Origin of the sequence: Microbispora sp. CL1-1 (assembly GCF_012034195.1) — a bacterium.
GTDB lineage: Bacteria > Actinomycetota > Actinomycetes > Streptosporangiales > Streptosporangiaceae > Microbispora.
On record NZ_JAATEK010000002.1, the window covers coordinates 212,566 to 237,004 of the forward strand.

Consider the following 24,439-nt stretch of genomic DNA (forward strand, 5'->3'; position numbering starts at 1 on the left):
GTGGCCCTCAAACCGTGGTCCTCACCACCCGCGCGACGCCTCCCAGCCCTCTCCGTCCTCGTCCGACCACGGGATCGGGGAGTCCCCGGAGGGCCGCCCGCCGCGCCGCCCTCGGCGCTCGCGCTCGGGGTGCTGGTCAGGAGCCTGACCCGCCGGCCACTGCTCCGGCCGCAGGCGCTCGCCCGTGGTGTAGAGCGGCGGTTCGGTCGCGTACTGCTCGTTCGGATACTGGTCGTTCGCGTACTGCTCGTTGACGTACGGCCGGGCCGGGCCAAGGCCGAGGGGGTCGCTCGGGTCGACCGCTCCGGGCTGCGGGGCCTGGGGTTGCGGGGCCTGGGGTTGCGGGGCCTGCGGCGCCGGGCGGTAGGCCGGCTGCGGGCCGGTCTGGGCCGCAGAGGACGCGACGAGGCGGTCCTGGGTGGGGGTGCCCCGGGCGACGAGCACGTCGTTGGGGCCGAGCGCGGCGGGCGCCGGGTAGGCCTCGGGGGCCGGGGCGGGCGGCGGCACCGGCGGGCGGGCGTACTGTCCCGTTCCCGGATAGTCGGGGTACTCGTAGTCGGACGGGGCGGCCTGCTCCGGATAGCCGGCGTCGCGCCCGGCGTCACGCGACGCGCGGCGGCCCCGTGGGGCGTAACCGTCCTCGCCCTGCGCGTAGCCGTCGCCGGCCCTGCCGTACCCGTCCGGGGCCTGGCCGTAGCCGTCGGGTGCGGCGGCGTGGCCCTCGTCGGCGGCGTAGCCGTCCCGGCCCTGGCCGTACGGGGCCCGGGACACGGCGTGCGGCCCGGTCTGGGGCGCGCCGTAGAGGTCCTGGCCCCCGTATCCGTCACCGGGCTGCCCCGCGTACCCGTCCGGAGCGCCGTAGGCGTCCTGGCCTCGCCCCGCGTACGGGTCGTGGACCTGCGTGGCGTACGGGTCGTGCACCTGGGTCGCATAGGGGTCCTGCCCCTGGTCCTGCGGGTGCGCGGGATACGACGCGTCCTGGGGGGCGTAGCCGTCCTGGCCCGGCGCCCCCTGCCGTGGGAACGGTCCCGTCCCGGCGTCCTGTTCTTCGCCGCCGGCCTCGGCGAAACCCTCGTCGAGGGTGTCGATCAGCCGTCCCACGTCGTTCATGGGCATGCGGAAACTGGCCGTGCACATCTCGCCCCGCCACAGGCTCAGCACCAGCGTGCCGTCGTGCCACGTGACCCGGAGCACACGGTCCTGGCCTCGCGCGTCGAAGAACACCTCGCCGAACGAGGGCAATGGGACAACTTCCGACATGGCAGACATAGTGCCTTTACCTGCCCTTTTCCGTCCACTCGATCTCGGGAACCCTCGCGAAACTTCCGTTTCTTCCCTTTTCGACCTCACTGGGTAGATCGTTGTTGACCTTGAGAGCACTGACATCTCAGTGTGCCATGCGCGCCGGGAGGGAGTTCCTGGAACGCCAGGATGTGGTGGGGCGGACACGCACAGGATGTCGGTCACACCGGGTAGCGTTCTTCCGTGCCCAAGGACCGTGCCGATCTTCCGCCCGTCGAAGAACTCCTCACCGCCGCGGTGACCGCGCTCGGCGGGGTCGAGCGCCCTGGGCAGGTCAAGATGGCTCAGGCGGTGCGCGACGCCATCGAGAGCGAGGAGCACCTCGCGGTGCAGGCCGGCACCGGCACCGGCAAGTCCCTGGCCTATCTCGTGCCCGCGATCAGGCACGCGGCCGAAAGCGGCGACGCCGTGGTGGTGTCCACCGCCACTATCGCGTTGCAGCGCCAGCTGGTCGACCGCGACCTGCCCCGGCTCGCGGACGCGCTGGAGGGCCTGCTGCCGCACCGTCCCGAGTTCGCGATCCTCAAGGGCCGCCGCAACTACCTGTGCCGCCACAAGATGGCCGCCGGGATGCCCGACGACGAGGACGACCAGCTCTTCGACCCGCGCGAGGTCAGCGCCACCGGCCGGATGGTCCAGCGCATCCAGGAGTGGGCCAACGACACCGAGACCGGCGACCGCGACGAGATCGTGCCCGGGGTGAGCGACCAGGCGTGGCGGCAGTTCTCCGTGACGGCCCGGGAGTGCCTGGGGGCCCAGCGGTGCCCCAGCGGCGCCGAGTGCTTCGCCGAGCTCGCACGGGAGCGCGCGGGCGCGGCCGACGTCGTGGTGACCAACCACGCGCTGCTGGCGATCGACGCCATGGAGGACTTCGCCGTCCTGCCCGAGCACGACGTGGTCGTGGTGGACGAGGCGCACGAGCTGGTCGACCGGGTGACGTCGGTGGTCACCGGCGAGCTGTCGGAGAGCACGGTGAACCTCGCCGCCCGCCGGGCCGGGCGGCTCATCGAGCAGGGAGTGGCCGACCGGCTCCAGGAGGCGGGCGAGGACCTGCGGGCCCTGCTGGCCGTCGCCCCGCCCGGCCGCGTCGACACCCTGCCGCAGTCGCTCGGGATGACGCTCGCGCTGGTGCGCGACGCCGCCTTCGCCTGCATCACCGCCCTCGGGCCGCGCAACAAGGACAAGGACGACCCCGAGAACGCCGGGCTCCGCAAGGCCGCGTTCACGGCGCTCGACGAGGTGCACGACACCGCCCAGCGGATGCTCGACGCCTTCGGCCCGGCGGCCGGCCGCGACGGGGCCGGGGACGACGCGGAGGACACCGGCGATCCGGAGGACGCGCGGGATTCGGGGGGCTCGCGGGATTCGGCGGCTTCCCGGGGCGGCGGGGGCGCGGACGCCCGGTCCGAGGAGGTCCACCGGGCCGAGGTCGTCTGGCTGGAGGAGGGGCGCGGGCGCGTTCCCCCCACCCTGCGGGTGGCGCCGCTGTCGGTCGGCGGCATGCTGCGCGACAAGCTGTTCGGCGACCGCACCGTCGTTCTCACCAGCGCCACACTCGCGCTCGGCGGCTCGTTCGACAGCCTGTCCCGCCAGTGGGGCCTGCGGTCCGGGGAGTGGACCGGCCTCGACGTCGGCTCGCCGTTCGACCATCCGCGCCGGGGCATCCTCTACGTCGCCACGCATCTCCCCCAGCCCGGCCGCGACGGCCTCCCCGAGGCGTACGTCGACGAGATCGCCGAGCTGATCGAGGCGGCCGGCGGCCGGACGCTCGGCCTGTTCTCCTCGATGCGGGCCGCGAAGGCCGCCACGGAGGCGCTGCGCGAGCGGCTCGACGTGCCGCTGCTCTGCCAGGGCGACGACTCGACCTCGCAGCTCGTCAAGCAGTTCGCGGGCGACCCCGCCACCTGCCTGTTCGGCACGCTGTCCCTGTGGCAGGGCGTCGACGTGCCGGGCCCATCGCTGACCTTGGTGATCATCGACAGGATCCCGTTCCCGCGTCCCGACGACCCGCTCGCCTCGGCCCGGCAGCGGCACGTGGCGGCCACGGGGGGCAACGGCTTCATGGCGGTGGCGGCCACCCACGCCGCGCTGCTGCTGGCGCAGGGCGCGGGCCGGCTGCTGCGGTCGATGGACGACCGGGGCGTCGTCGCCGTTCTCGACCCGCGGCTCGCCACAGCCCGTTACAGCGGCTTCCTGCTCAACTCGCTGCCGCCCTTCTGGCGCACCACCGACCCCGCGAAGGTCCGCGACGCCCTGCGCCGCCTCACCGCCGGCTCCTGACCGGGGCCGAAGATCAGGCAGGGCGTCAGGCCCCCGCGTAGAGTGCGGGGGCATGAGCGCTGACGCCCCTGCCACGCCGGTATGCCTCACTCAAGGCGGCCGGCCGGCCTTCGTCGTGAACGTCGAGGTCTTCCTGGAGCAAGACGGCCGGTGGCTGCTCATCCGGCGCGGGAAGCAGGAGGCTCACGCGCCCGGCACGCTCGCCGGTGTGGGCGGCAAGGTCGAGACCGACGGCGATCCGGGCTGCCCGCCGTGGACGGCACGCGGCCTGCGCCGCGCGACGGCACAGTCCGGCACGCCGAGGTAACCGCCGGATCGGCGCGCGCCCCGGGGCCGGGGAAGAGAGATCAGGACGTGGGGGCCGGGGGCAGCGGGCCGAGTTCGGGCCGCTTGGGGGCGAGGCCGTCGCCGGAGGAGGTGCCACGCAGGCGCCGCCCGATCCACGGACCGAAGTGTTCCTTGAGCCACTGCATGTCCTCGCGGCGCTTGGCCCTCGGGTCCACCCGCTCCCGGGGCGGCCAGGTCTTGCGCCAGTCGTCCTCGCCTGGCAGGCCCAGCACGTGCAGGACCCGGGCCGCGACCAGGCGGTGGCCCTCGGCGTTCATGTGCAGCCGGTCGTCGCTCCAGGCCCGCCAGTCCCGCAGCCCCTGCATCGACCACATGTCCACCAGGTGGCAGCCGTACAGGTCGGCGATCGAGCGGACGTGCATGAAGAAGATCGCGAACTTGCCGCGCAGCTGCCGCATGATCGGGGTGTCCCGCGGGTCGGTCCCGGTGAACAGCACGACGTCGGCGCCGGTGGCCCGCAGGGTCCGTACGGCGGCGGCCAGCTTCTTGGCCATCTGGTCGGGGTCGGTGCCGGGCCGGATGAGGTCGTTGCCGCCCGCGCAGAAGCTGATCAGGTCAGGCTTCATCTCGACGGCCACGGGCACCTGGTCGGCGACGATCTGGTCGATGAGCTTGCCCCGCACCGCGAGGTTGGCGTAGCGGAAGTCCGGGTCGAGCCGGGCGAGCCGCTCGGCGACCCGGTCGGCCCAGCCCCGGTAGCGGACCACCTCACCCGGCGCCGGAGGGGGCGCGTCCGGGAGGGGGTCGTTGAGCCCCTCGGTGAAGCTGTCTCCGACCGCCACGAACGACCGGTAGCCCATGATCCCTTCTTTCGTCACTCGCCCATGTCCGCGATCGCGCGCAGCGCGAGCTCGTACGACCGCATGCCGAACCCCGCGATCGTCCCGGTGGCCACCGCCGCCACGACAGAGGTGTGGCGGAACTCCTCCCGCGCGTTCGGGTTGGAGATGTGCACCTCGACCAGCGGAGCCGTACGCTGCGCGATCGCGTCGCGCAGCGCGTACGAATAGTGGGTGAAGGCGGCGGGGTTGAGGACCACGGGGGTCCTGCTGTCGGCCGCCTCGTGGATCCAGCTCACCAGCTCGGCCTCGTCGTCGGTCTGCCTGACCTCCACCGACAGGCCCAGCTCGCGGCCGGTCTCGCGGCACAGGGCCGCCAGGTCGTCGAAGGTCTGCGCGCCGTAGACGTCGGGCTCACGGCTGCCGAGACGACCCAGGTTGGGCCCGTTCAGCACGAGCACCTGCCTCATCGGGCGACCTCCCGGTAAGCGGCTTCGAGCAGCTCTTCTGACGGGTTCTCCAGGCGGGCCGGCTTGGCGATGTCGTCGAGCACGACGAACCGCAGCACCGCTCCCCTGGCCTTCTTGTCCACCCGCATGTGGTCGCGCAGCCGCGGCCAGGCGTCGGCGCGGTAGGTGGTGGGCAGCCCGACCGACTCCAGGATCGAGCGGGTGCGGTCGACGACGTCGCGGCCGACGCGGCCGTCGAGATGGGACAGTTCCGCCGCGTAGACGAGCCCGATGGCCACGGCCTCGCCGTGCCTGATGCGGTAGTCCTCGACCCGCTCGATCGCGTGGGCGAGCGTGTGGCCGTAGTTGAGGATCTCCCGCAGGCCGCTCTCGCGCAGGTCGGCCCCGACGACGTCGGCCTTCACCCGGATCTTGCGCTCGACCAGCTCGCGGGTGTGCTCGCCTTCGGGAGTGCGGGCGGCGGCGGGGTCGTCCTCGACCAGCATGAGGATCGTGGGGTCGGCGATGAACCCGCCCTTGATGATCTCGGCGAGGCCGGCGACGTAGTCCTCGCGCGGCACGCTCGCCAGCGTGGCCAGGTCGCACAGCACGCCCTTCGGCGGGTGGAAGGACCCGACCAGGTTCTTGCCCTCGGGGGTGTTGATGCCGGTCTTGCCGCCGACCGCCGCGTCGACCATGGCCAGCAGCGTGGTCGGCACCTGCACGACCTGGACGCCGCGCAGCCACGTCGCGGCCGCGAACCCGGCCAGGTCGGTGGTCGCGCCGCCGCCGACGCCGACGACCGCGTCGGAACGCGTGATGCCGTAGCGGCCGAACGCCGACCACAGCTCGGCCGCGACGTGGACGGACTTGGCGTCCTCGCCGTCGGGCACGGGCAGGGCGACGACCTCGAACCCGGCGCCCTCCAGGGTCTCGCGCACCGGCCTGGCGATCTCGGGCAGCCCGGCGGGGTGGATCACGGCGACCGTGCGCACCTTCGCGTCCAGCAGCCCCGGCAGCTCCGCCAGCACGTCGGTGCCGACGACGACGTCGTACGGGCTCTCGCCCCGCACGGTGATGCGCGTCGCGGTCACAGCGCCGCCTCGATCTCGGTCACCACGTCCTCGGGCTCGCGGCCGTCGGTGGCGACGGTGATCGCGGCGAGGCCCTCGTAGATCGGCCGGCGCTGCTCCATCAGCTGCCTGAGCCGGCTGCGCGGGTTCAGCACCAGCAGCGGCCGGGCCGAGGCGAGGCCGACGCGCTTGACCGCCTGGTCGAGCCCGACCTGGAGGTACACGACCCGATGGCCGGACAGCAGCTTCTGGGTGTGCTCGTGCAGGATCGCGCCGCCGCCGAGCGCGAGCACGCCGGAGTGCGTCTCCAGCGCGTCGCGTACGGCCTGCGCCTCCAGCTCGCGGAACCGCTCCTCGCCGTCCTCCACGAACACGTCGCTGACGGTCTTGCCGGCGACGGCCTCGACGTCGGCGTCGGTGTCGCGGAACGGCAGGCCGAGGCGGTCCGCGAGGAGCCGCCCGACCGTGGACTTGCCCGAGCCGGGCGGGCCGATGAGGACCGCGGCGGGTCCTTGGGACACCGATTGCATGATCACAAACCCTATTACTTGATGACCAGGGACGACAGGTAGCCCGACAGGTTGCGCGCGACCTCTTCGACGGAGTCGCCGCCGAACTTCTCGACGGCCGCGTCCGCGAGCACCAGCGCCACCATCGCCTCGGCGACGACCGCGGCGGCCGGGACCGCACAGACGTCCGAGCGCTCGTGGTGCGCCTTGGCCGGCTCGCCGGTCAGCACGTCGACCGTGGCGAGCGCCCGGGGCACGGTGGAGATCGGCTTCATCGCGGCGCTGACCCGCAGCGGCTCGCCATTGGTCATGCCGCCCTCGACGCCGCCGGCCCGGTTGGTGATCCGGCGCACGCCCTGGGGGGTGTTCTCGATCTCGTCGTGGGCCCGGGAGCCGGGGCGGCGGGCGGTCTCGAAGCCGTCGCCGACCGCGACCCCCTTGATCGCCTGGATGCCCATGAGCGCCGCGGCGAGGCGGGCGTCGAGACGCCGGTCCCAGTGGGTGTAGCTGCCGAGACCCGGCGGCAGGCCGTAGGCCACGACCTCGACCACACCGCCGAGGGTGTCGCCGTCCTTGTGCGCCTTGTCGATCTCGGCGACCATCGCCGCGCTCGCGGCCGGGTCGACGCAGCGCACCGGGTCGGCGTCCACCGCCGCCATGTCGCCGGGACCGGGCAGCACGTCGCGGGGCGCGCTCGCCTCGCCGATCGAGACCACGTGGCTGACGATGTCGACGCCGAGGGCCTGCTTGAGGAAGGATCGGGCGACCTGCCCGAGCGCCACCCGGGCGGCGGTCTCCCGCGCGCTGGCCCGGTCGAGCACCGGCCGGGCGTCGTCGAAGCCGTACTTCTGCATGCCGGCGAGGTCCGCGTGGCCGGGGCGGGGGCGCGAGCGCGGCGCGTTGCGCGCCTGGCCCTCCAGCACCGCCGGGTCGACCGGGTCGGCGGCCATCACGGTCTCCCACTTCGGCCACTCGGTGTTGCCGATGCGGATCGCGACGGGCGACCCGAGCGTGCGGCCGTGCCGTACGCCACCGGAGATCGTCACCTCGTCCTGCTCGAACTTCATCCGCGCCCCGCGGCCGTATCCGAGACGGCGGCGCCGCAGCGCCTCTGCGAGGTCGGCGGTGGTCACCTCCACCCCGGCGGGCAGGCCTTCCAGGATCGCGAGAAGCTCGGGGCCGTGTGACTCCCCGGCGGTCAACCAGCGCAGCATGGGGACAAGTCTTCCATGTGCACCCGACTGCGGCGTCCCCCTGACACCCCCATGACCGTATGCGGATGCCCCCAGACCGGAAACCGCACGTGCTAGCCACCGGGGAAAACCCCTGGGAAGACCCCTGGGAAGACCCCGGTGAGAGCCACCGCGGCGAGGGCCCCCACGAGCATGAACGGGCCGAACGGGAACTCGGTCGTGCGGGTGGCCCTGCGGGCCAGGAGCAGCCCCACGGCGTACAGCGCACCGAGCACCTGGCCCGCCATCCCGGCGACGACCGTGGCCTGCACGCCGAGCGCGCCGGTGAGCAGGCCGATCAGCCCGGCCAGCTTCACGTCGCCGAGCCCGAGGCCCGTGGGACGGGCGAACCACAGCACGGCGTAGACCGCGCCGAGCGCGCAGCCCGACGCCACCGCGGGCAGCAGGCGGCCAGACGGCGCGAGCAGGGCCAGCACGATCGGGTAGGACGGCAGCGTGATCGCGTCGGGCAACCGCCAGGTCTTCCGGTCGCTCTCCGCGAGGGCGGCCCCCACCGCCACCGCGTACAACCACGCGGCGAGCACCCAGCCGTCGTGGACGCGCCAGGCCACCAGCGCCGCGGCGAGCGCGGTCGCGCCCTCGACCGCGTACGGCGGGCGGGGCAGCGGCACGGTCCGGGCCGCCGCGGCGAGGGCGGCCCGCGCCTCCGCGCGGCGGCTCTCGCGCCGGGCGTCCTGCTCCGGGCCGAAGCCGCCGGCGACCGCACGCGCGTACGCACCGGCGATCAGGCCGAGGACGGCTGCGGCGAGGACGACGAGGGGCACGCGGCCGACCCTAACGCCCGTACGCCGCCCGGGACCGGTCCGCGGACTCCCCTGTGGACAACCACGTTCCTGTGTAGGGCCGGGCGGCCGGCTGCCGGGCGGCTCGTCCCCGCCCACAGCGGGTCACGGGTCACCGGACATCAGGCCAGGGCCAGGCGGACGGTCCGGGCGCAACGGCGCGCCGGGCGTCCGCGGGCGATGGCTTCACCAGCGGCCGAGGCGGGGCTCACGCGCGGCGGCGGTCACCCGGCGGCCGACGCGGACTAAGGCGACGCGGACTAAGGCGAGGCGGGCTCAGACGCGGCGACGGTCAACGAGCGCCGGTAGCGCTCGAGCGCGACGGCGGTCACCAGCGCCGGCGCCGCTCAGGCGCGGCGGCTCCACCAGCGGCGGCGGCGGCGCTTGTCCTCCGCGGTCCCCAGACGGGCCACCGTGGCGCCCGGCACCTCGCGGGCGAGGCGGTCCACGGCGGAGGCGTCCCTCTTGGCCTCCTCCACCGTGGCGAGTGCCTGCAGCATGCCGCCCTCGATCACGAACGGGACCGGCCCGGCCACGTCCACCACCACGGCCGCCGCGCTCTCGTGCCGCGCCGCCTGGCAGACCTGCGGAGCCGTGGCCTGCACCGGCCGGGCGTCCGGGCGCCATCTGCGCATCGGCTCGGTCCCGGTGAAGGCGAGCACGGCCTCACGACCGTCCTTGCCGACCAGTTTCGGGAGGGCCATCTCGCTCTCCTTCTCCTGGCGCAGGCCGTGCTCCCCCACTTCCGACTCGGTGAGCAGCGCGACCACGGGCACCAGCAGCCGCGCCCCGGCGAGCGCCGCCAGGACGTCGGCCGCCGTCGCCGTACCGGCCTGGAACGCCGACAGCGCGGACGCGACGGGCGCGTCGGTGGCGCCGTCGTCGTCGGGGCGCAGCGGCTGCGGAATGACCGGCATGTCTGCGACCTTACCGCCCGCCCCTGGCGGTGCCGCACACGCTCGGCCCCGCCCGGACAGCCCGGCCCGGGAGGCCGGAACAGCCAGGCCGTGCGGCGGGATCAGCCCAGGTCGGCGATGGCGATCACCGGGCCGCCGCCGGACGGGCCCTGGTGGACCGCCGCCACGGAGACGAACACGGCCGGGTCTCCGGTCACGCCGGCCGCCACCCCTCCGACGGTCGCCTTGATCTGGCGGTGCCAGTGGACGTCGGAGTCGTCGAGCATGATGTTGCGCCGCCCGCGTACGCGGCCCGACGGGTCGGCCTCGCACTTGATGAACAGGTTGACCAGCCGGTCGCCGAGGTCGCTCGGATGCGGCCGCTCGGGCAGCTCGATGCCCGCGCTGCGAATGGCCTCCCAGATCCCGTCGGTGTCCAGGGCGTCCTTCATGACCGAGTGGCCGGCGCGGTAGCGGCCACCGATCCCGCGTACGTTGCCCACCACGACGATCTGGGCCCGGTCGAGCTCGACGCCGCTGGAGCACGAGGCGACCGACGAGTAAAGCGACAGGTCCTTGTGGATCTGCTCGGCCGAGGGCGTCTCGATCTCCCCGAGTGCGACGGCGATGCCGAGCGCCGTGGTGGAGTTGGAGATGTCCATCGACTTCAGCGTGTCCTCGGTGACGACCGTCTGGCCGCGCTCCTTGGCGTCGGTGATCGTGGACAGCGTGAGCAGCGGCGTCTTCGTCTGCACGTAGTGGACGTCGGCCGGGTCGTCGATACCGGCGATCTTCATGGCCTCGCGCACCCCGGCGGCCACCTTCTCGACCATGGCGGGCCTGCCGATGTCCTCGGGGAGGATCACCTCGCTCATGGCCACGCCGACGCTCACCCGCGGCTCGTCGGTCCGTACGGCCGTGGTCGGGTCGACGGTCGCGAAGATCGTCGCATGCGGGCTGAGCACGCCGTCGGTGCCACCGGACCACACGAGGGGCACCTGCGCGACCTCCTCGGCGGTGCGCGTGCCCTTCGCCACCAGCACCTCGCGGAAGGCCCGGTCGGCGAGGATCCGCGTGTAGTCGTTCACGCCGCCGTTGCCCTCGGTCTTGCCGATCACGGCAAGCACGCGGTCGGCCTCGATCACGCCGTCGTCGATCAGCCTCGCCAGCCCGGAGGCGTCGGTGACGCTCTCGATGGGGACCTTCCGTACCTCGATCGGATCCGGCACTATCTCTCCACCCCTCTGTACACCCTCGTACCGATATTTCCTGACAGCGCGGCACCGATGTGGTGCAGCGAGGTGATCACGGCCCGGCCCCCGGTCTCCTCGGCGAAGCGCAGGGCGGCCTCGACCTTGGGTCCCATGCTGCCTCCGGCGAAGTGACCGGCCGCCTGCAACTCGCGCAGGGCGGCCACGTCGATCTCCCCGATCGGGCGGGCGCGGGGCGTGCCGAAGTCCACGGCGGCGTTCGGCACGTCGGTCGCGATCACGAGGTCGGTGGCGCCGACGGCGACCGCGAGCACGGCGGCGGCGAGGTCCTTGTCGATCACGGCCTCGATCCCGGTCAGCGTGCCGTCCTCCTGCCGCACGACCGGCACTCCCCCGCCTCCGGCGGCGACCACGGTGAATCCGGCGTCGATGAGCGCGACGGCGGCGGAGGCGTCCAGGATCTCCACGGGACGCGGCGAGGCGACCACGCGGCGCCATCCGCGGTCGAACCTCCGCCAGGCCTGGCCGTGCCCCTCGAAGCGGCGCGCCTCCTCCTCCCCGAAATACCGCCCGATCGGCTTGACGGGGTCCTGGAACGCCGGGTCGGCCGGGTCCACGAGCGTACGGGTGACGATCGCCGCCACCCGGGCGTGCCCCAGCTCATGCTGCAGGGCGTTCATGATGAGCGTGCCGATCGTGCCCTGTGTCTGGGCCACGCACCAGTCGAGCGGCACGGGCGGCACGACGTGGGCGGCGAGCTGGTTCTTCAGCAGGAGGTTGCCGACCTGGGGGCCGTTGCCGTGGGTGAGCACCACCTCGTGCCCGGCCTTGCTGAGCGCCGCCACGTGGGCCATCGCCTCGCCGATCGCCCGCTCCTGGTCGGCCGGGGACGCGCTCCCGTCGGGAGCCGTCATGGCGTTGCCGCCCAGTGCGATCAGTACGCGTCCGCCCACATCCGGAAACTATCCAGCCCCATCCGGGCCTTCATTGGCGAGTCTCGCCCACCCCTGCCGCATCCATGGGCAGATTTCACCAAGCCACAGCGAAGAAGCCGGGCGGCCTCCCGGGTGAATGGCCGCCCCGCCGCTTGCCGGCTCCCGTCCCAGGCGGCTTCTGCCAGAATGCTCGCCTCTGCCCCCCTTATGTTGGAGATCCGCATGGCGATGGCACAGGCGCGTCCCGGGCTCACACATGAACGTGTCAGTATCTTCGCCGACGCGATATTCGCGATCGCGATCACGCTGCTCGCCCTGGAACTACCGCGCCCGGAGGGCGAGGACTTCCGGCGGCTGGGATCGTTCTTCGGCGACCACGTCGGCTCCTTCATGGCCTTCGCCATCGCCTTTCTCATGCTCTGGTTCACGTGGCGGGCCCATCACACGCTGTTCGACCAGATTGAGCGGGTGTCCCAGCTGACTCTCCTGCTGCACATCCCGCTGCTGTTCTTCGTGGTCTTCCTGCCGTACACGACGTCGCTCTTCGGCGAGACCAACGCCAGCCGGCTGCCGGCCGAGGCCGACGGCAGGGCCCTGGCGACGGGCCTGTTCGCCGGCAACGAGGCCATCCTGCTGCTCGCCCAGGGCGCGCTGTTCACCCTGGTGCTGGCGCAACGCCTGCACCGGCCGGACGCGGACGTGCAACGCCTGCGCGCCAACGCCTTCATCTACTGGGCCATCGGGATCTACTGGCTGCTGACCGCCGCGGCGAGCGCGTGGACGGTCGACGCGGTGCCCTTCCTGTGGCTGGCTACCCCGCTCGTCGCCGCCGGCACGGTCCGGGTGCTCAGGATGAGACGGTGAAGCCGCGCAACACGTCGGCGATCTCGTCGACCTCGGTCAGCTTCCCCGACGCCACCGCGCTCACCAGGTCGTAGGCCGAGTCGTCATCCATGTCCACCTCCACGCCGTTGTAGGCGAGGAAGACCACAGTGGAGACCCAGGCCACCCGCTTGTTCCCATCGACGAAGGGGCGGTTGATCGCCAGTGAGTGCAGCAGCGCGGCCGCCTTTGCCAGGAGATCGGGGTATGCCTCCTGGTCGAACATCCTCGCCCGCGGCCGGTGGACGGCCGAGTCGAGCAGGCCGAAATCCCGGAGCTGGGGTGTGCCCTCAACGGCCAGTTCGGCCAGATCCAGAACCTGCTCGACCGAGAGGTAGCGGGTCACTGGGCGAGGCGGTCGAGCACCGGCTTCCAGCGGCGCACCGCCTCGACACCGAGGCGATGTACCTCCTCGTCGGCGGCATGCCGGGAGAGGTACTCCTCCACCGCGGCGACGACGATCTGCTGCATGCTCCGGCCCTCCTTCTCGGCGAGCCGCCGGAGGGCCTCGGTCTGCTCGTCGGTCAGGCGAAGCGTCATGGCCATGCCCGCATCCTAGGGATGCCGTGTCGCGCCGGCACCGGAATTGAGAGCCGGCGCTCCGCCTATCACGCCACGTCCGCGCCGAGGCGGCGCAGGCGGGTCACCGCCTCGTCGATGACCTCGTCCCGCTTGCAGAAGGCGAACCGCAGGTAGTGGCGCCCCCGTTCGGGATGGTCGTAGAAGACCTGGGTCGGAATGGCCACCACTCCCGCCAGCTCGGGCAGCCGGCGGGCCAGTTCCAGGCCGTCCTCGAAGCCGAGCGGCCGGATGTCGGTCTGCACGAAGTAGGTGCCGGCCGGCCGCAGCACGTCGAACCCGGCCTCCGTCAGGCCCGTCATGAGGCGGTCCCGCTTGGCCTGCAGGGCCGCCCGCTGGGCCGCGACCCACTCCATCTCCTCGCGGAGGGCGTACGCGACCGCGACCTGCCAGGGGGCGTTCGCGGTGAAGGTGAGGAACTGCTTGACGGTCTGCACGGCGGCGGTGAGCGGCGCCGGAGCGCACACCCAGCCGGTCTTCCAGCCGGTGACGCTGAAGGTCTTGCCCGCGGAGGAGATCATGACCGTGCGCTCGCGCATGCCGGGCAGCGTGGCGAGCGGAATGTGCTCGACGCCGTCGAAGGCGAGATGCTCGTAGACCTCGTCGGTCACCGCGATCAGGTCGTGCTCCTGGCAGACCCGCGCGACGCACTCCAGCTCCTCGCGGGTGAACACGGTGCCGGTCGGATTGTGCGGCGAGTTGACCAGGATGACCCGGGTGCGGGGCGTGATCGCGGCCTCCAGCTCGGCCGGGTCGAAGGTGAACCTCCCCGCGTCGACACGCAGCGTGACCGACCTGCGTACGGCTCCCGCGAGCGCGACGGCCGCGGCGTACGAGTCGTAGTAGGGCTCGAAGAGAACCACCTCGTCGCCCGGCTCGCAGAGCGCGAGGATCGCCGCGGAGATGGCCTCGGTGGCGCCGACGGTGACGAGGACCTCCCCGTCGGGGTCGTAGGCGAGGCCGTACCACTGCTTGCGGTGCTCGGCGACCGCCTGCCTCAGCTCTGGGAGGCCCGGTCCTGGCGGGTACTGGTTGAGACCGCCCCGCACGGCCTCGATCGCATGCTGCAGCATGCGCTCCGGCCCGTCGGTGTCGGGGAAACCCTGACCCAGGTTGATCGATCCCGTCTCCACGGCCAGCTTCGTCATCGTGGCGAACACGGTCGTCCCGAACTCCCGCATCCGCCGCACCAGCGGCTCTCTCACTCCGTTACTCTATCCGGAAGCCAATAAGCGAACAAATGATGCCACCGAGCCTCAACAGCCAATACCTCCGACACGGGGAACCGCCTGCCGTTCTTCCCATAGTCGTAGGTGAATTAGCTTCTCGGAACATGGCGATCCTGCTACCATCCTCGTCCATTGCGAGTGCCCGAAGTCCTCAGCTCACGATTGGCACTGGTTGCATGAACGACACTCCCACGCTACATACTTCGGTCGCCGACTACGCCGATATAACACTGGAGGAGCTACCCGACAGGCAGGCAATTGAAGCGTCTACTGTTACGTTCAATTCAACCAGTTGATTGGTGTGCATCAAACCACCTTTGACGACGAAGGTTGCAGTGGCCGGCTGCGACCTGGCTACCGCGGCCTCTACATCGTAGCTCCGCAGTTGCCTGAAAGCCTCGTCATGGACGCATCCTACGAGTAACCTGCCAAGAAGGCGGTGGGACCGCCTTCCGGGAAGAACGTTCGAAGGAGCCGGTCTTGCCACGTCGTCGGACCTCCTGGGTTCTGACTACATCAATCATCGCGGTCGTCCTGCTGCCGACCGCGACCAATGTCGCCTCGAACGCCCTTCCCGATTCCTGGCGATCGAACCTTTGGCTGGCATGGCCCATCTGCATACTGCTCGCGATTCCCGTACTGGTCATGGAGCTGCGCACACGTCATGGCGCCCCTGCCGAGCATGCACCTCCCCCGGTGACGGTCGCTCCGAAGACCGACACTCAAATATGGAATATTCCAGCACCCGTCAAGGAATTCAGCAATCGCAGAGCGGAGTTCCGCAGGATCGGCACCATACTGATGCGAGGAAGCGGTCGGGCGCTTCTGCTGTGCGGCATGGGAGGTATCGGGAAAACGCAACTCGCTCTCGCTTACGCACACCGCCGGCGCTCGTCCCTCACTCTGGGGTGGCGGGTGTCCGCGGGCAGCCGAACGTCGGTGGTCTCCTCCCTGGCCGAGTTGGGCCGCCAAATGAACCTGGCTTCCACCACTGCCGAGTCCACAGCCAGGAAAGTCGTCGACCTGCTGAGCGAGCGAGAGGGATGGCTCCTCATATTCGACGATGCAAAGAGCTGCGAAGATCTCCTGGATCTGATACCCGTCACATCAGGCGGGCAGGTCCTCATAACTTCCAGAAACCCACAATTCGATCGTCTCGCGGAAACGCTGCTCCTCGAGGTGTTCCCCCAGGAGGAGGCCGCCCGGTTCTTACGCAACCGTGCCGGAGACGCCGACCAGGACTCCTCCGCGGAACTGGCGACGAGGCTCGGGGGTCTGCCTCTCGCACTGGAGCAAGCGGGCGCCTACTGCCGTGACTCCGGCATCGGGCTCCGCGACTACCTGCAGCGGTACGACTCCAGTCGCGCGCGTCTGCTTAGACAGGGCTCGGGCCACAGTCGTGTCAGCGTGGAGGCGACTCTCGATCTTTCCTTCGACTGGGTGATGCGGCGCAACCCTGCAGCCATGCAGCTCCTTCGCGTTCTCGCGTTTATGGCGCCCGCTGACATTCCTCGAAACCTGCCCATGATGAGTCCGTCCGTGCTCCCTCGTGCGCTCGCGCGCGCCTGCGCCGATGTCGTGGCCCTCGATGAGGCCATCGCGACGCTCCTGCAGGCCTCCCTTCTCACCTCGGCCACCGCCGAGCATATCCGCGTGCACCAGTTGATCTCAGACGTGCTTCGCGACCGGATCACGGCCGACGGAAATCGCGGACTGCGATGGTTGCGCGGCTTGCGAGCGGTGTTCACCCCGAGGAGAGACCCGTCCTCGTCCTGGAGCGTCTCACGCTGGCTGAAGGCGGCCCTGACTCTCCTGTGGGCGGGCGTGCAGGTGAACGAGCGGGACCCGGACGGTTGGAGCCGCGCCGCCACACTGCTTCCCCATGCTGACCGGGTCTGGACCTACCTGGTGAACGGAGAGGTGACATTCCGTCAAAAAGAAATGGTTCTTGCCGCCCAGCTGTTCGGCGAGCTTGGCATTCGGCTGTTCCGAAAGGGCGACTACGCGGTGGCCGAAGAGTTGTGCCGCCGAGCCTGGCGGATCGGCCAAGAGGTGCTTTCAGAAACGGATCCACGCCTGCTGCGCCTGGCGAACTGCCTTGCCCAGGTGACCCACGGCCTTGGAAAGTTGAGCGAGGCAAAAGACCTTTATGAACAGGCACTCTCTGTTTATCGCCGCGACTATGGGGAAGATCATCCAGACACGATCCAGACGATGAATGATCTGGGCGGTGTCCTCCTGGAACAGGATGAGCACCTACTCCAGGCGAGACGCATCTACGAGCAAGTCGTTACTACGCGGCTTCGCACACTCGGCCAGCGTAACGTTCACACTCTCATGTCAATGAACAACCTCGGCAAGGTGTGCCGCTATCTTCACGATCTCCCCACTGCACATGCTCTTGCCACGGAAGTAGTGAGAATCGGGAGCGAGTTGCTGGGAGAGGAACATCCCGACAATCTTGTCTGGATAAACAATTTGGCGGAGGTCTCGCGCGCTCAGGGAGACTTAGAAAAGGCTCGCGCGCTCCATGAAAAGGTCCTCACACTGCGACGCAAGGTACTCGGCGAGACACATCCTGCGAGCATCGTCTCCATGAACAACCTCGCCCGGGTCATCCGCCTGCTCGGGGACGTGCCTTCCGCCCTCCAACTGTACGAAGATTCCCTGGCACTGGCCCGCCAGGTCTTGGGGGAAGATCACCCGTCCTTTACCGCAGCAGAAAAAGGGGTGCAGGAGTGCCTGGCGGACCGTCACCTGCTGGACGACGGGAATGACTCCTCATAGGGTCGGCCGCGAAGTAGGTCCGCTCCACCAGGGTCCTGGATACCTGCGCAACCTGGAGGGCGTCGCAAGGGCGAGTTAAATAATTACCAAACCCGTCGGGCCCACAGAACCGAGGCTATGAACTCAATGGCACTCAAGCGGCCGCCTCTAGCCACCCTGCCCTTCCGCCAGTTCGTGCTCAAGGTGGCGAGCAGGTGTGATCTGGCCTGCGACCACTGCTATGTGTACGAACACGCCGACACCAGCTGGCGGGGACGGCCGGTGGTGATGTCCGACGAGACCGCCGTCCGGGCGGCGGACCGGATCGCAGAGCATGCCGCCGAGCATCGAATCCAGACGACGCACGTCGTCTTCCACGGAGGCGAGCCCCTCCTCGCCGGGATCGAGCGGCTCCGGCGTTTCGCACGGACGCTCCGCCGGGCGGTCGAGGGTGTCTGCAACCTCGACCTGCGCATCCACACCAACGGCGTGCTCCTGTCACGAGCGTTCTGCGACATGTTCACGGACGAGGGCGTCAAGGTCGGCGTGTCGATCGACGGCGACCGCGTGGCGAACGACCGCCATCGGCTCTACGCCAACGGCCGCAGCAGCTACGACCAGGTCATCCGGGCGATCACCCTGCTGCGGGACCATTACCCGCATCTCTATGCCGGGCTGTTGTGCACCATCGACGTCCGCAACGATCCCATCGCGGTATACGAGGCGCTCGTCGCGCTGCGCCCTCCGCGCGTCGACTTCCTGCTGCCGCACGCAACGTGGGACAACCCCCCACTGCGGCCCGCCGGCCGGGACACCGCCTACGCCGACTGGCTGATCACCGTGCACGACCGGTGGCGCGCGGACGGCAGGCCGGTCCCGGTCAGGATATTCGAGTCGATCATCCTGACCGCCTCGGGCGGGGACAGCCAGACCGAGTCGCTCGGCCTGCGGCCCTCCGACCTCGTCGTCATCGAGACCGACGGTTCCTACGAGCAGGCCGATTCGCTCAAGACCTCCTTCGACGGCGCGCCCGCGACCGGATATGACGTCTTCCGTCACTCGCTGAACGAGGCCGCGGGGCATCCCGGCTTCGCGGCGCGTCAGGGCGGCCTGGACTCCCTGTCCGAGGAGTGCCGCGGCTGCCCGCTCGTCGCCAGCTGCGGCGGCGGCCTCTACGCGCACCGCTACCGGACGGGCTCGGGCTTCGCGAACCCCTCGGTTTACTGCGCCGACCTCTTCCGGCTGATCTCCCACCTGGTCGCCTACGAGCGCCGGCGCCCGGCGACCCCCGTCCACCGGCTGCCGGTCGCCACCGTGGACGCCATGGCGTCGGGAAGCGTCACGTCTGACGACGTCGCCCTCCTGCGCGCCCCGCAGCTCAGCAGAGCACGGCTGGCGGCGCGCCGCACGGCGACGGTCGTCGCCGACGAGGAGTCCTGGTCCGTCCTCGTGGACGCGGAGCGGGCGGACCGCGCCGCGGTCGACGACCTGCTGAGCCACCCCTACGTCCGTGCCTGGGCGGCGCGCTGCGCGGCCGTCGATCCCGCCTCGCTCACCACCGCCGACACGGGTCATCTCGCCGCCGTCGCCGCGGTCGCCGCCGTACGGACCGGTCTGGCCGTGAAGGTGACGGTGCCGGTCGTCCAGGACTTCATTCATCTGCCCGCCCTCGGCCGCATGCGCGCGGCCGGAGAAGACCGCGCCGATGTCGAAGCGCACGACGGGTCGTTCGCCGTGAGGGTCGGCGGCCGATGGCATTCCGAGGACAGCGGGCTCTGGGAGCCCGTCCGCCTGGTCGGCGGCGCCGGGATCCGTCTGCTGCTCGACGACGTCGATCCTTATCGCGACTGCTACGGCCTGCCCGTCGAGGACCGGCTCAGCGCCGAGACCGCCGCCGGATGGGACGAGGTCGTCCGTGCCGCGCTCGACCTCCTGACCGATGATCAGCGGGCCGCCATGCGCGACGGCCTGCGCGTCGTGACGCCCCTCTCTCCGTCCGCGACGGGCGCGACGAGCCGCGCGGCGTACGGCGCGATCGCCCTGCCGCTGAGCGCCGGCCCCGAGACGACGGCCCGGCTGCTCGCCGAGCATTTCCACCGGGCCCAGCTCGGGGCGCTGCTCGACCTGCTCGACCTCGCCGGCGGCGACGCGAACCACGAGCGCCTGCTGTGCGATGCCTACGGGCTCCTTTCTGTCGCCGATCTCCTCGGTGAGAAGGAACTCGAGCGGCTGATGGAGACGATCGGCCAGATCACCGACTGGGCGCTCCCCGCTGTGGGGCGTCGGTTCGCCAGGCAACTGGCCGACGCAGCCGCCGCTCGCGGCAGCCGACTCACCACGACGCGGCGGGAGTGAAGCAGGGGAGACAGTGAGCCAGTTCAGAAACGGCCACATCGTCACGTTCTACTCCTACAAGGGAGGGACGGGAAGGACGATGGCGCTGGCCAACACGGCCTGGATCCTCGCCTCCAACGGCCACCGCGTGCTGGTCGTGGACTGGGACCTGGAGTCTCCCGGCCTGCACAAGTTCTTCCGGCCCTTCCTCGACGGAGACATGATCAGCGGCACGACCGGCGTGATCGACCTGATCAAGGAGTTCGCCTGGGCGGCGACCCGCCCCGAGCCGCGTCCCGCCGACTGGCACACCCGGTACGCCGACGTGGGGCGGCACGTCCTGTCGGTCGAGTGGCCCCACTTCCCCGACGGCGGCTCCCTCGACTTCCTGCCCGCCGGACGGCAGAACCGCGACTACTCGTCGCTGGTGTCCACGTTCGACTGGGACAACTTCTACGAGCGGCTGGGCGGAGGGCAGTTCCTCGATGCCCTGCGGGTGGACATGCGTCGCGGCTACGACTACGTGCTCATCGACAGCCGCACCGGCCTGAGCGACATCGCCGACATCTGCACGGTCCACTTCCCCGACACCGTGGTGACCTGCTTCACGCTCAGCGACCAGAGCATCGAGGGGGCCGCGCGGGTCGCGTCGGAGATCGCCGAACGGTTCCCCGACCGCCGCATCAGGATCCTGCCGGTCCCCATGCGCGTGGACGACGCGGAGAAGGAGAAGCTCGACGCGGGCCGGGCCTTCGCCCGCAGCCAGTTCGAGGGGTTCCCCAGCGACCTCGGCCAGGACCAGGCCGGCAGCTACTGGGGGGCCGTCGAGATCCCCTACAAGCCGTTCTACGCGTACGAGGAGACCCTGGCGACCTTCGGTGACGCGCCCGGCTCGCCCGGCTCGCTGCTGGCCGCCTACGAGCGGCTCACGGGCGTCATCACCGGAGGCCGGGTCTCGTCCCTTCCCCCGCTGGACGAGGAACTGCGGCTGAGTCACCGGGAGCTGTTCGTCCGGCGCCGCCCGTCGCTGTCGAACGACGTCAGCCTGAGCTACGTCCCCGAGGACCGGTTGTGGGCGGAGTGGATCGCCGCCGTGCTCACCCAGGCCGGCATGCGGGTCCGTACGCAGGGGGGCGAACGCGAGGAGGACGAGAGCGGGCAGGCGCGGACGCCGGAGGCCGCGGGCCGCACGGTCGCGCTGCTGTCCCCCGCCTACCTGCGCTCACGGCAGGCCCGGGAGACCTGGCACGCCGCCGAGGGGCCCGCCACCCTGTCCGCTCACCTCCTTCCCGTCCGCGTGTCGGACGTCCGGGTCCCGCAGACGTACGCCGACCCGCCCGCGCTGGACCTGTTCCGGCTGGACGAGCAGCACGCGGCCGCCGCGCTGCTGCGCGCCCTCGACCGCCCGGCGGGCACCGAGGCCGTGGGGCAGGGAGGGACGCCGCGGTATCCCGGCATCCAGCCCGCCATCCTGAACCTGCCGACCAGGAACGCCGCCTTCACCGGCCGGGGCGAGGTGCTGGAGCGGCTGCGGGACCAGTTGGTCGGCGGCAGCCAGGCCGTGGTGACCCAGGTGCAGGAGGGCCGCACCCAGGCCCTGTTCGGCCTCGGCGGCGTGGGCAAGACACATCTGGCCATCGAGTACGCCCACCGCTTCATGAGCGACTACGACGTCGTGTGGTGGGTGTCGGCCGAGCAGCCGGAGCTGCTGAACGGAGCGATGGCCGATCTGGCCGAGCGGCTGGGCATCAGGATCGGCGACAACCTGGCGGAGGCGGCGCTCGCGGCCAAGGACGCCTTACGGCGGGGCGAGCCGTACGCCCGCTGGCTGCTCATCTTCGACAACGCCAACAGCGCGGACGACGTGCAGACCTACCTGCCCGGCGGCTCCGGCCACGTGCTGATCACCTCGCGCAGCCAGACCTGGTCGCAGATCGCCAAGCCGCTGGAGATCGACGTCTTCACCCGGGAGGAGAGCCTGGAGCACCTGCGGCGCCGGGTCGCCGATCTCAGCGACGAGGAGGCCGACCGGGTGGCGGCCGCGCTCGGCGACCTGCCGCTCGCCATCGAACAGGCCGGGGCGTGGCTGCAGGAGACCGGCATGAGCGTGGACGAGTACGTCGACAAGCTCGCGAAGCAGCCCGTACGCACGCTCGCGCTCGGAGACTCCCCGACGACCTATCCGACGCCCGTCGCCGCCACCTGGAACGTGTCGTTCCAGCGACTGCGGGAAAAGTCGCCCGCGGCGGTCCGGCTGCTCCAGTTGCTCGCGTTCTTCGCCGCGGAACCGGTGTCGCTGTCCATGCTGTACGGCGACGAGACGGTGCGCTGCCTGGTCCGGTACGACGACTCGCTGCGTGAGAAAATCATGATCGGGCGGCTGGTGCGCGAGCTGAACAGGTTCGCCCTCGCCAAGGTCGACCAGCGCAACAACTCGGTGCAGGTGCACCGGCTGGTGCAGGCCGTGCTGCGCGACCAGATGGACGACGACGAGCGCGAGCGCACCGTCCACGAGGTGCACCGCATCCTCCTGGGCGCCCGCCCGCGCGAGGGCGACACGGACGACCCCGGCAACTGGCCGCGCTACGACGAGATCTGGCCGCACCTCGCCCCGTCCAACGCCGAGGAGTGCGACGAGGAGGAGACCCGGCAGCTGCTGATCGACCGCGTGCGCTACCTGTATCGGCGCGGCGAGTTCGACCGGGCGCTGAGCCTCGGCCGCCGCCTGGAGGAGCTGTGGATCAGGAAGCTCGGCGACTACGACCGGCAGACGCTCTACCTGCGGTTCCACATGGGCAACGTGCTGCGCTCCCAGGGCAGGTACCTCGAGGCGTGCGATCTCAACCGGGCGATCCTCGAAGACCAGCGCAGGGTCCTGCCCGACCCGCATCCCCACACCCTGCAGACCGCGGGGAGCCTCGCGGCCGACCTGCGCGCGCTGGGCGAGCTGAGCGAGTCGCTGCGTATGGAGCAGGAGACCTACGCGCGGACCAAGGAGCTGTTCTTCGACGACCACCCGCGCGTCCTCGCGGCGGCCAACAACCTGGCCGTCGCCCTGCGGCACGTCGGTGACATCGGCGCCGCGCGCCGGCTCGACCAGGAGACCGCGGACAAGCGCCGCGAGGTGCTCGGTCCCGCCCACCCCTTCACGCTCCTGTCCGAGACGAACCTCGCTCTGGACATCCGGGAGGCCGGAGAGTACGCGAAGTCGGCCGACCTGCTGCGCGAGACGCTGAACAGCTACGGCGAGGTGTCCGGCCCCGAGCTCCCCGACACGCTGAACACCGCGCGCAGCCTCGCCGTGTCGCTGCGCGAGACCGGCGCGCTCGCCGAGGCGCGGCGGCTCACCGAGACGACCTACGAGCGGTGTCTCCAGCGCTTCGGTCCCGAGTCGCCCGACACCGTCGCCTGCAAGCTGAGCCTCGCCTGCGACCTCGCCGCGTCGGGCGACAGGCGACGGGCGTACGAACTCGCCTCCGAGGTCAGGGCCAGCTACGAAAGCAAGCTGGGCGCGGACAACCCCTACACCCTGATCGCGGCCAACAACATCACGATCTACCTGCGGCACCTGGGGGAGCTCGCCGAGAGCCGGGCGCTGGGCACCCGGACCCTCGCGACGTTGCGGCGCAAGGTCGGGCCCGACCACCCCTTCTCGCTCGCCTGCGGTGTCAACGTGGCCAACACCCTCGGAGACCTGCAGGACTACCCCGAGGCCGAGAAGCTGCAGCGGGACACGCTCGACCGGCTGCGCGCGGTGCTCGGCCCCCATCACCCCACCACGCTGATCTGCGAGGCCGACCTGGCCGTCACCCTCCGCGACGTCAGGCGGACCGACGAGGCGCGGGTGCTGCGCGAGCCGCTGCTCGTCCAGCTCCGCCGGATCCTCGGGGAGGCGCACCCGGTCATCGCGGCGGTGCTGGACTGGCGCCGTGTCGACCGCGAGCTGGAGCCGCTCCCCTGGTGACCCGGGCGGCCAGGCCGATCAGGCCGCCCGTTCGTCCCTGGCGAGCCAGCCGAGCAGGTCGGGCAGCACGTGCAGGGCGTGGAAGTGCGCCGCGCCCCGCTGGATCCGCACCGTGGCGGTAGGTATCCGCCCGGCCAGCCAGCGGGAGTGGCTGACCGGTGAGAACACGTCGTCCTCGCCGTGCCACAGCAGCGTGGGGACCCTGATGTCGGCGGGGTCGAACCCCCATGGCGAGCAGAAGGCCATGGCGTCGTCGATCCAGCCGTACGCGGAGTTGCGCACGGCCTCCGCGTAGTTCTGGACCAGCATCGTCCGGATGCCGGCGTCCGCGATCACGCTCCTGTCCGGCTCGGGCAGCTCGTCGTAGAGGGCGTTGACGAGCCGTACGGGGTCCTCGCGGATCTCGGCGGCGGTCGGGCCGAGCCGCGCCGCGAGCCGCGCCCGTCCCTGCATCGCGGTCATGTACTCCGCGATGTTGCCCTCGGACATGCCGTCGAACCAGTCGAGGCCCTCCGCCTCCCGCGGCGCGAGCCCGACGAGCACGGCGGCCCGGGTCACCCGGTGAGGGATCAGGGCGGCGCAGGCCAGCGCGTGCGGCCCGCCGCCGGAACGGCCCACCACCGCGAAGCGGTCCAGCCCGAAGTGGTCCGCGATGGCGGCCACGTCCGCGGCGACGTCCCCCACACTGCGGCCCTCGTGCCGGTCGGAGTCGCCGTACCCCGGGCGGTCGTAGGTGATGAGCCGCACGCCGAGCCGATAGAGCAGTCCTTCACGTGGAAGGGGGCCGATCCTGCTGCCGGGCGTCCCGTGGAGCAGGAACACCGGTCTTCCTCCGTGGATCTTTCCCCGTTGCGCGACCGCGAGGCGC

The 24,439-nt window shown here is 71.1% G+C and carries 20 protein-coding genes; 6 read left to right on the plus strand and 14 right to left on the minus strand.

The window, feature by feature from the left end:
• Positions 1–21: 21 nt before the first annotated feature.
• On the minus strand, positions 22–1,260 hold the full coding sequence (locus HCK04_RS03375) for a hypothetical protein (RefSeq protein ID WP_142645395.1): 1,239 nt from the start codon (positions 1,258–1,260) through the stop codon (positions 22–24).
• Between the two features lie 225 nt (positions 1,261–1,485).
• Here HCK04_RS03375 and HCK04_RS03380 point away from each other — a divergent pair, with 225 nt between their 5' ends.
• Positions 1,486–3,582 carry an ATP-dependent DNA helicase gene (locus tag HCK04_RS03380; RefSeq protein ID WP_142645396.1) on the plus strand — a complete coding sequence of 699 codons (2,097 nt, stop codon included), beginning with the start codon at positions 1,486–1,488 and terminating at the stop codon, positions 3,580–3,582.
• Positions 3,583–3,634: 52 nt separating this feature from the next.
• The gene (locus HCK04_RS03385) at positions 3,635–3,889 is read left to right on the plus strand and encodes a hypothetical protein (protein ID WP_142645397.1); all 255 of its coding nucleotides are present in this window, start codon (positions 3,635–3,637) and stop codon (positions 3,887–3,889) included.
• Between the two features lie 40 nt (positions 3,890–3,929).
• Here the strand turns inward: HCK04_RS03385 and HCK04_RS03390 are convergent, their stop codons facing one another.
• From HCK04_RS03390 to arcC, 9 genes are all read right to left on the minus strand, one after another.
• A complete protein-coding gene (locus HCK04_RS03390) occupies positions 3,930–4,730 on the minus strand; it encodes an SGNH/GDSL hydrolase family protein (protein WP_142645553.1) in 801 nt (266 codons plus the stop codon).
• 14 nt (positions 4,731–4,744) lie between these two features.
• Complete coding sequence (gene aroQ, locus HCK04_RS03395) at positions 4,745–5,179, minus strand: type II 3-dehydroquinate dehydratase (protein ID WP_079314096.1); 435 nt, start codon at positions 5,177–5,179, stop codon at positions 4,745–4,747.
• Positions 5,176–6,252, minus strand: a complete 1,077-nt coding sequence (gene aroB / locus HCK04_RS03400; protein ID WP_142645398.1) for a 3-dehydroquinate synthase — start codon at positions 6,250–6,252, stop codon at positions 5,176–5,178. The genes aroQ and aroB overlap by 4 nt, the downstream gene beginning before the upstream one ends.
• Complete coding sequence (locus tag HCK04_RS03405; RefSeq protein ID WP_221889855.1) at positions 6,249–6,752, minus strand: shikimate kinase; 504 nt, start codon at positions 6,750–6,752, stop codon at positions 6,249–6,251. The genes aroB and HCK04_RS03405 overlap by 4 nt, the downstream gene beginning before the upstream one ends.
• Positions 6,753–6,775: 23 nt before the next feature.
• Positions 6,776–7,954, minus strand: a complete 1,179-nt coding sequence (gene aroC / locus HCK04_RS03410; protein WP_205829781.1) for a chorismate synthase — start codon at positions 7,952–7,954, stop codon at positions 6,776–6,778.
• A gap of 92 nt (positions 7,955–8,046) precedes the next feature.
• A complete protein-coding gene (locus HCK04_RS44065) occupies positions 8,047–8,757 on the minus strand; it encodes an A24 family peptidase (RefSeq protein WP_142645400.1) in 711 nt (236 codons plus the stop codon).
• 365 nt (positions 8,758–9,122) lie between these two features.
• Positions 9,123–9,692, minus strand: coding sequence for an SseB family protein (locus HCK04_RS03420; RefSeq protein WP_142645401.1), 570 nt, complete (start codon positions 9,690–9,692; stop codon positions 9,123–9,125).
• A gap of 101 nt (positions 9,693–9,793) precedes the next feature.
• The gene (locus tag HCK04_RS03425; protein ID WP_142645402.1) at positions 9,794–10,900 is read right to left on the minus strand and encodes a ring-opening amidohydrolase; all 1,107 of its coding nucleotides are present in this window, start codon (positions 10,898–10,900) and stop codon (positions 9,794–9,796) included.
• A complete protein-coding gene (gene arcC, locus HCK04_RS03430; RefSeq protein WP_260617071.1) occupies positions 10,900–11,835 on the minus strand; it encodes a carbamate kinase in 936 nt (311 codons plus the stop codon). Before arcC ends, HCK04_RS03425 begins: the two co-directional genes overlap by 1 nt.
• 204 nt (positions 11,836–12,039) lie before the next feature.
• Here arcC and HCK04_RS03435 point away from each other — a divergent pair, with 204 nt between their 5' ends.
• A complete protein-coding gene (locus HCK04_RS03435; RefSeq protein WP_168065610.1) occupies positions 12,040–12,681 on the plus strand; it encodes a TMEM175 family protein in 642 nt (213 codons plus the stop codon).
• Here HCK04_RS03435 and HCK04_RS03440 read toward each other — a convergent pair.
• The 3 genes from HCK04_RS03440 to HCK04_RS03450 all read right to left on the minus strand — a co-directional run bounded on the left by HCK04_RS03440 (position 12,665) and on the right by HCK04_RS03450 (position 14,483).
• The gene (locus HCK04_RS03440) at positions 12,665–13,045 is read right to left on the minus strand and encodes a type II toxin-antitoxin system death-on-curing family toxin (protein ID WP_142645404.1); all 381 of its coding nucleotides are present in this window, start codon (positions 13,043–13,045) and stop codon (positions 12,665–12,667) included. The two genes, HCK04_RS03435 and HCK04_RS03440, sit on opposite strands and share 17 nt — an antisense overlap.
• Positions 13,042–13,245, minus strand: coding sequence for a ribbon-helix-helix protein, CopG family (locus HCK04_RS03445; RefSeq protein WP_142645405.1), 204 nt, complete (start codon positions 13,243–13,245; stop codon positions 13,042–13,044). Before HCK04_RS03445 ends, HCK04_RS03440 begins: the two co-directional genes overlap by 4 nt.
• A 62-nt stretch (positions 13,246–13,307) precedes the next feature.
• Positions 13,308–14,483 carry a pyridoxal phosphate-dependent aminotransferase gene (locus HCK04_RS03450; RefSeq protein ID WP_142645406.1) on the minus strand — a complete coding sequence of 392 codons (1,176 nt, stop codon included), beginning with the start codon at positions 14,481–14,483 and terminating at the stop codon, positions 13,308–13,310.
• Positions 14,484–14,987: 504 nt separating this feature from the next.
• On the opposite strand from HCK04_RS03450, the gene HCK04_RS03455 reads away from it, so the two are divergent.
• From HCK04_RS03455 to fxsT, 3 genes are all read left to right on the plus strand, one after another.
• A complete protein-coding gene (locus tag HCK04_RS03455; protein WP_142645407.1) occupies positions 14,988–17,294 on the plus strand; it encodes a tetratricopeptide repeat protein in 2,307 nt (768 codons plus the stop codon).
• Between the two features lie 117 nt (positions 17,295–17,411).
• Positions 17,412–19,628 carry an FxsB family cyclophane-forming radical SAM/SPASM peptide maturase gene (locus HCK04_RS03460; RefSeq protein ID WP_142645408.1) on the plus strand — a complete coding sequence of 739 codons (2,217 nt, stop codon included), beginning with the start codon at positions 17,412–17,414 and terminating at the stop codon, positions 19,626–19,628.
• 13 nt (positions 19,629–19,641) lie between these two features.
• On the plus strand, positions 19,642–23,571 hold the full coding sequence (fxsT, locus tag HCK04_RS03465) for an FxSxx-COOH system tetratricopeptide repeat protein (protein WP_142645409.1): 3,930 nt from the start codon (positions 19,642–19,644) through the stop codon (positions 23,569–23,571).
• Between the two features lie 18 nt (positions 23,572–23,589).
• Here the strand turns inward: fxsT and HCK04_RS03470 are convergent, their stop codons facing one another.
• Positions 23,590–24,393 carry an alpha/beta hydrolase gene (locus HCK04_RS03470; protein WP_205829782.1) on the minus strand — a complete coding sequence of 268 codons (804 nt, stop codon included), beginning with the start codon at positions 24,391–24,393 and terminating at the stop codon, positions 23,590–23,592.
• Positions 24,394–24,439 lie beyond the last annotated feature (46 nt).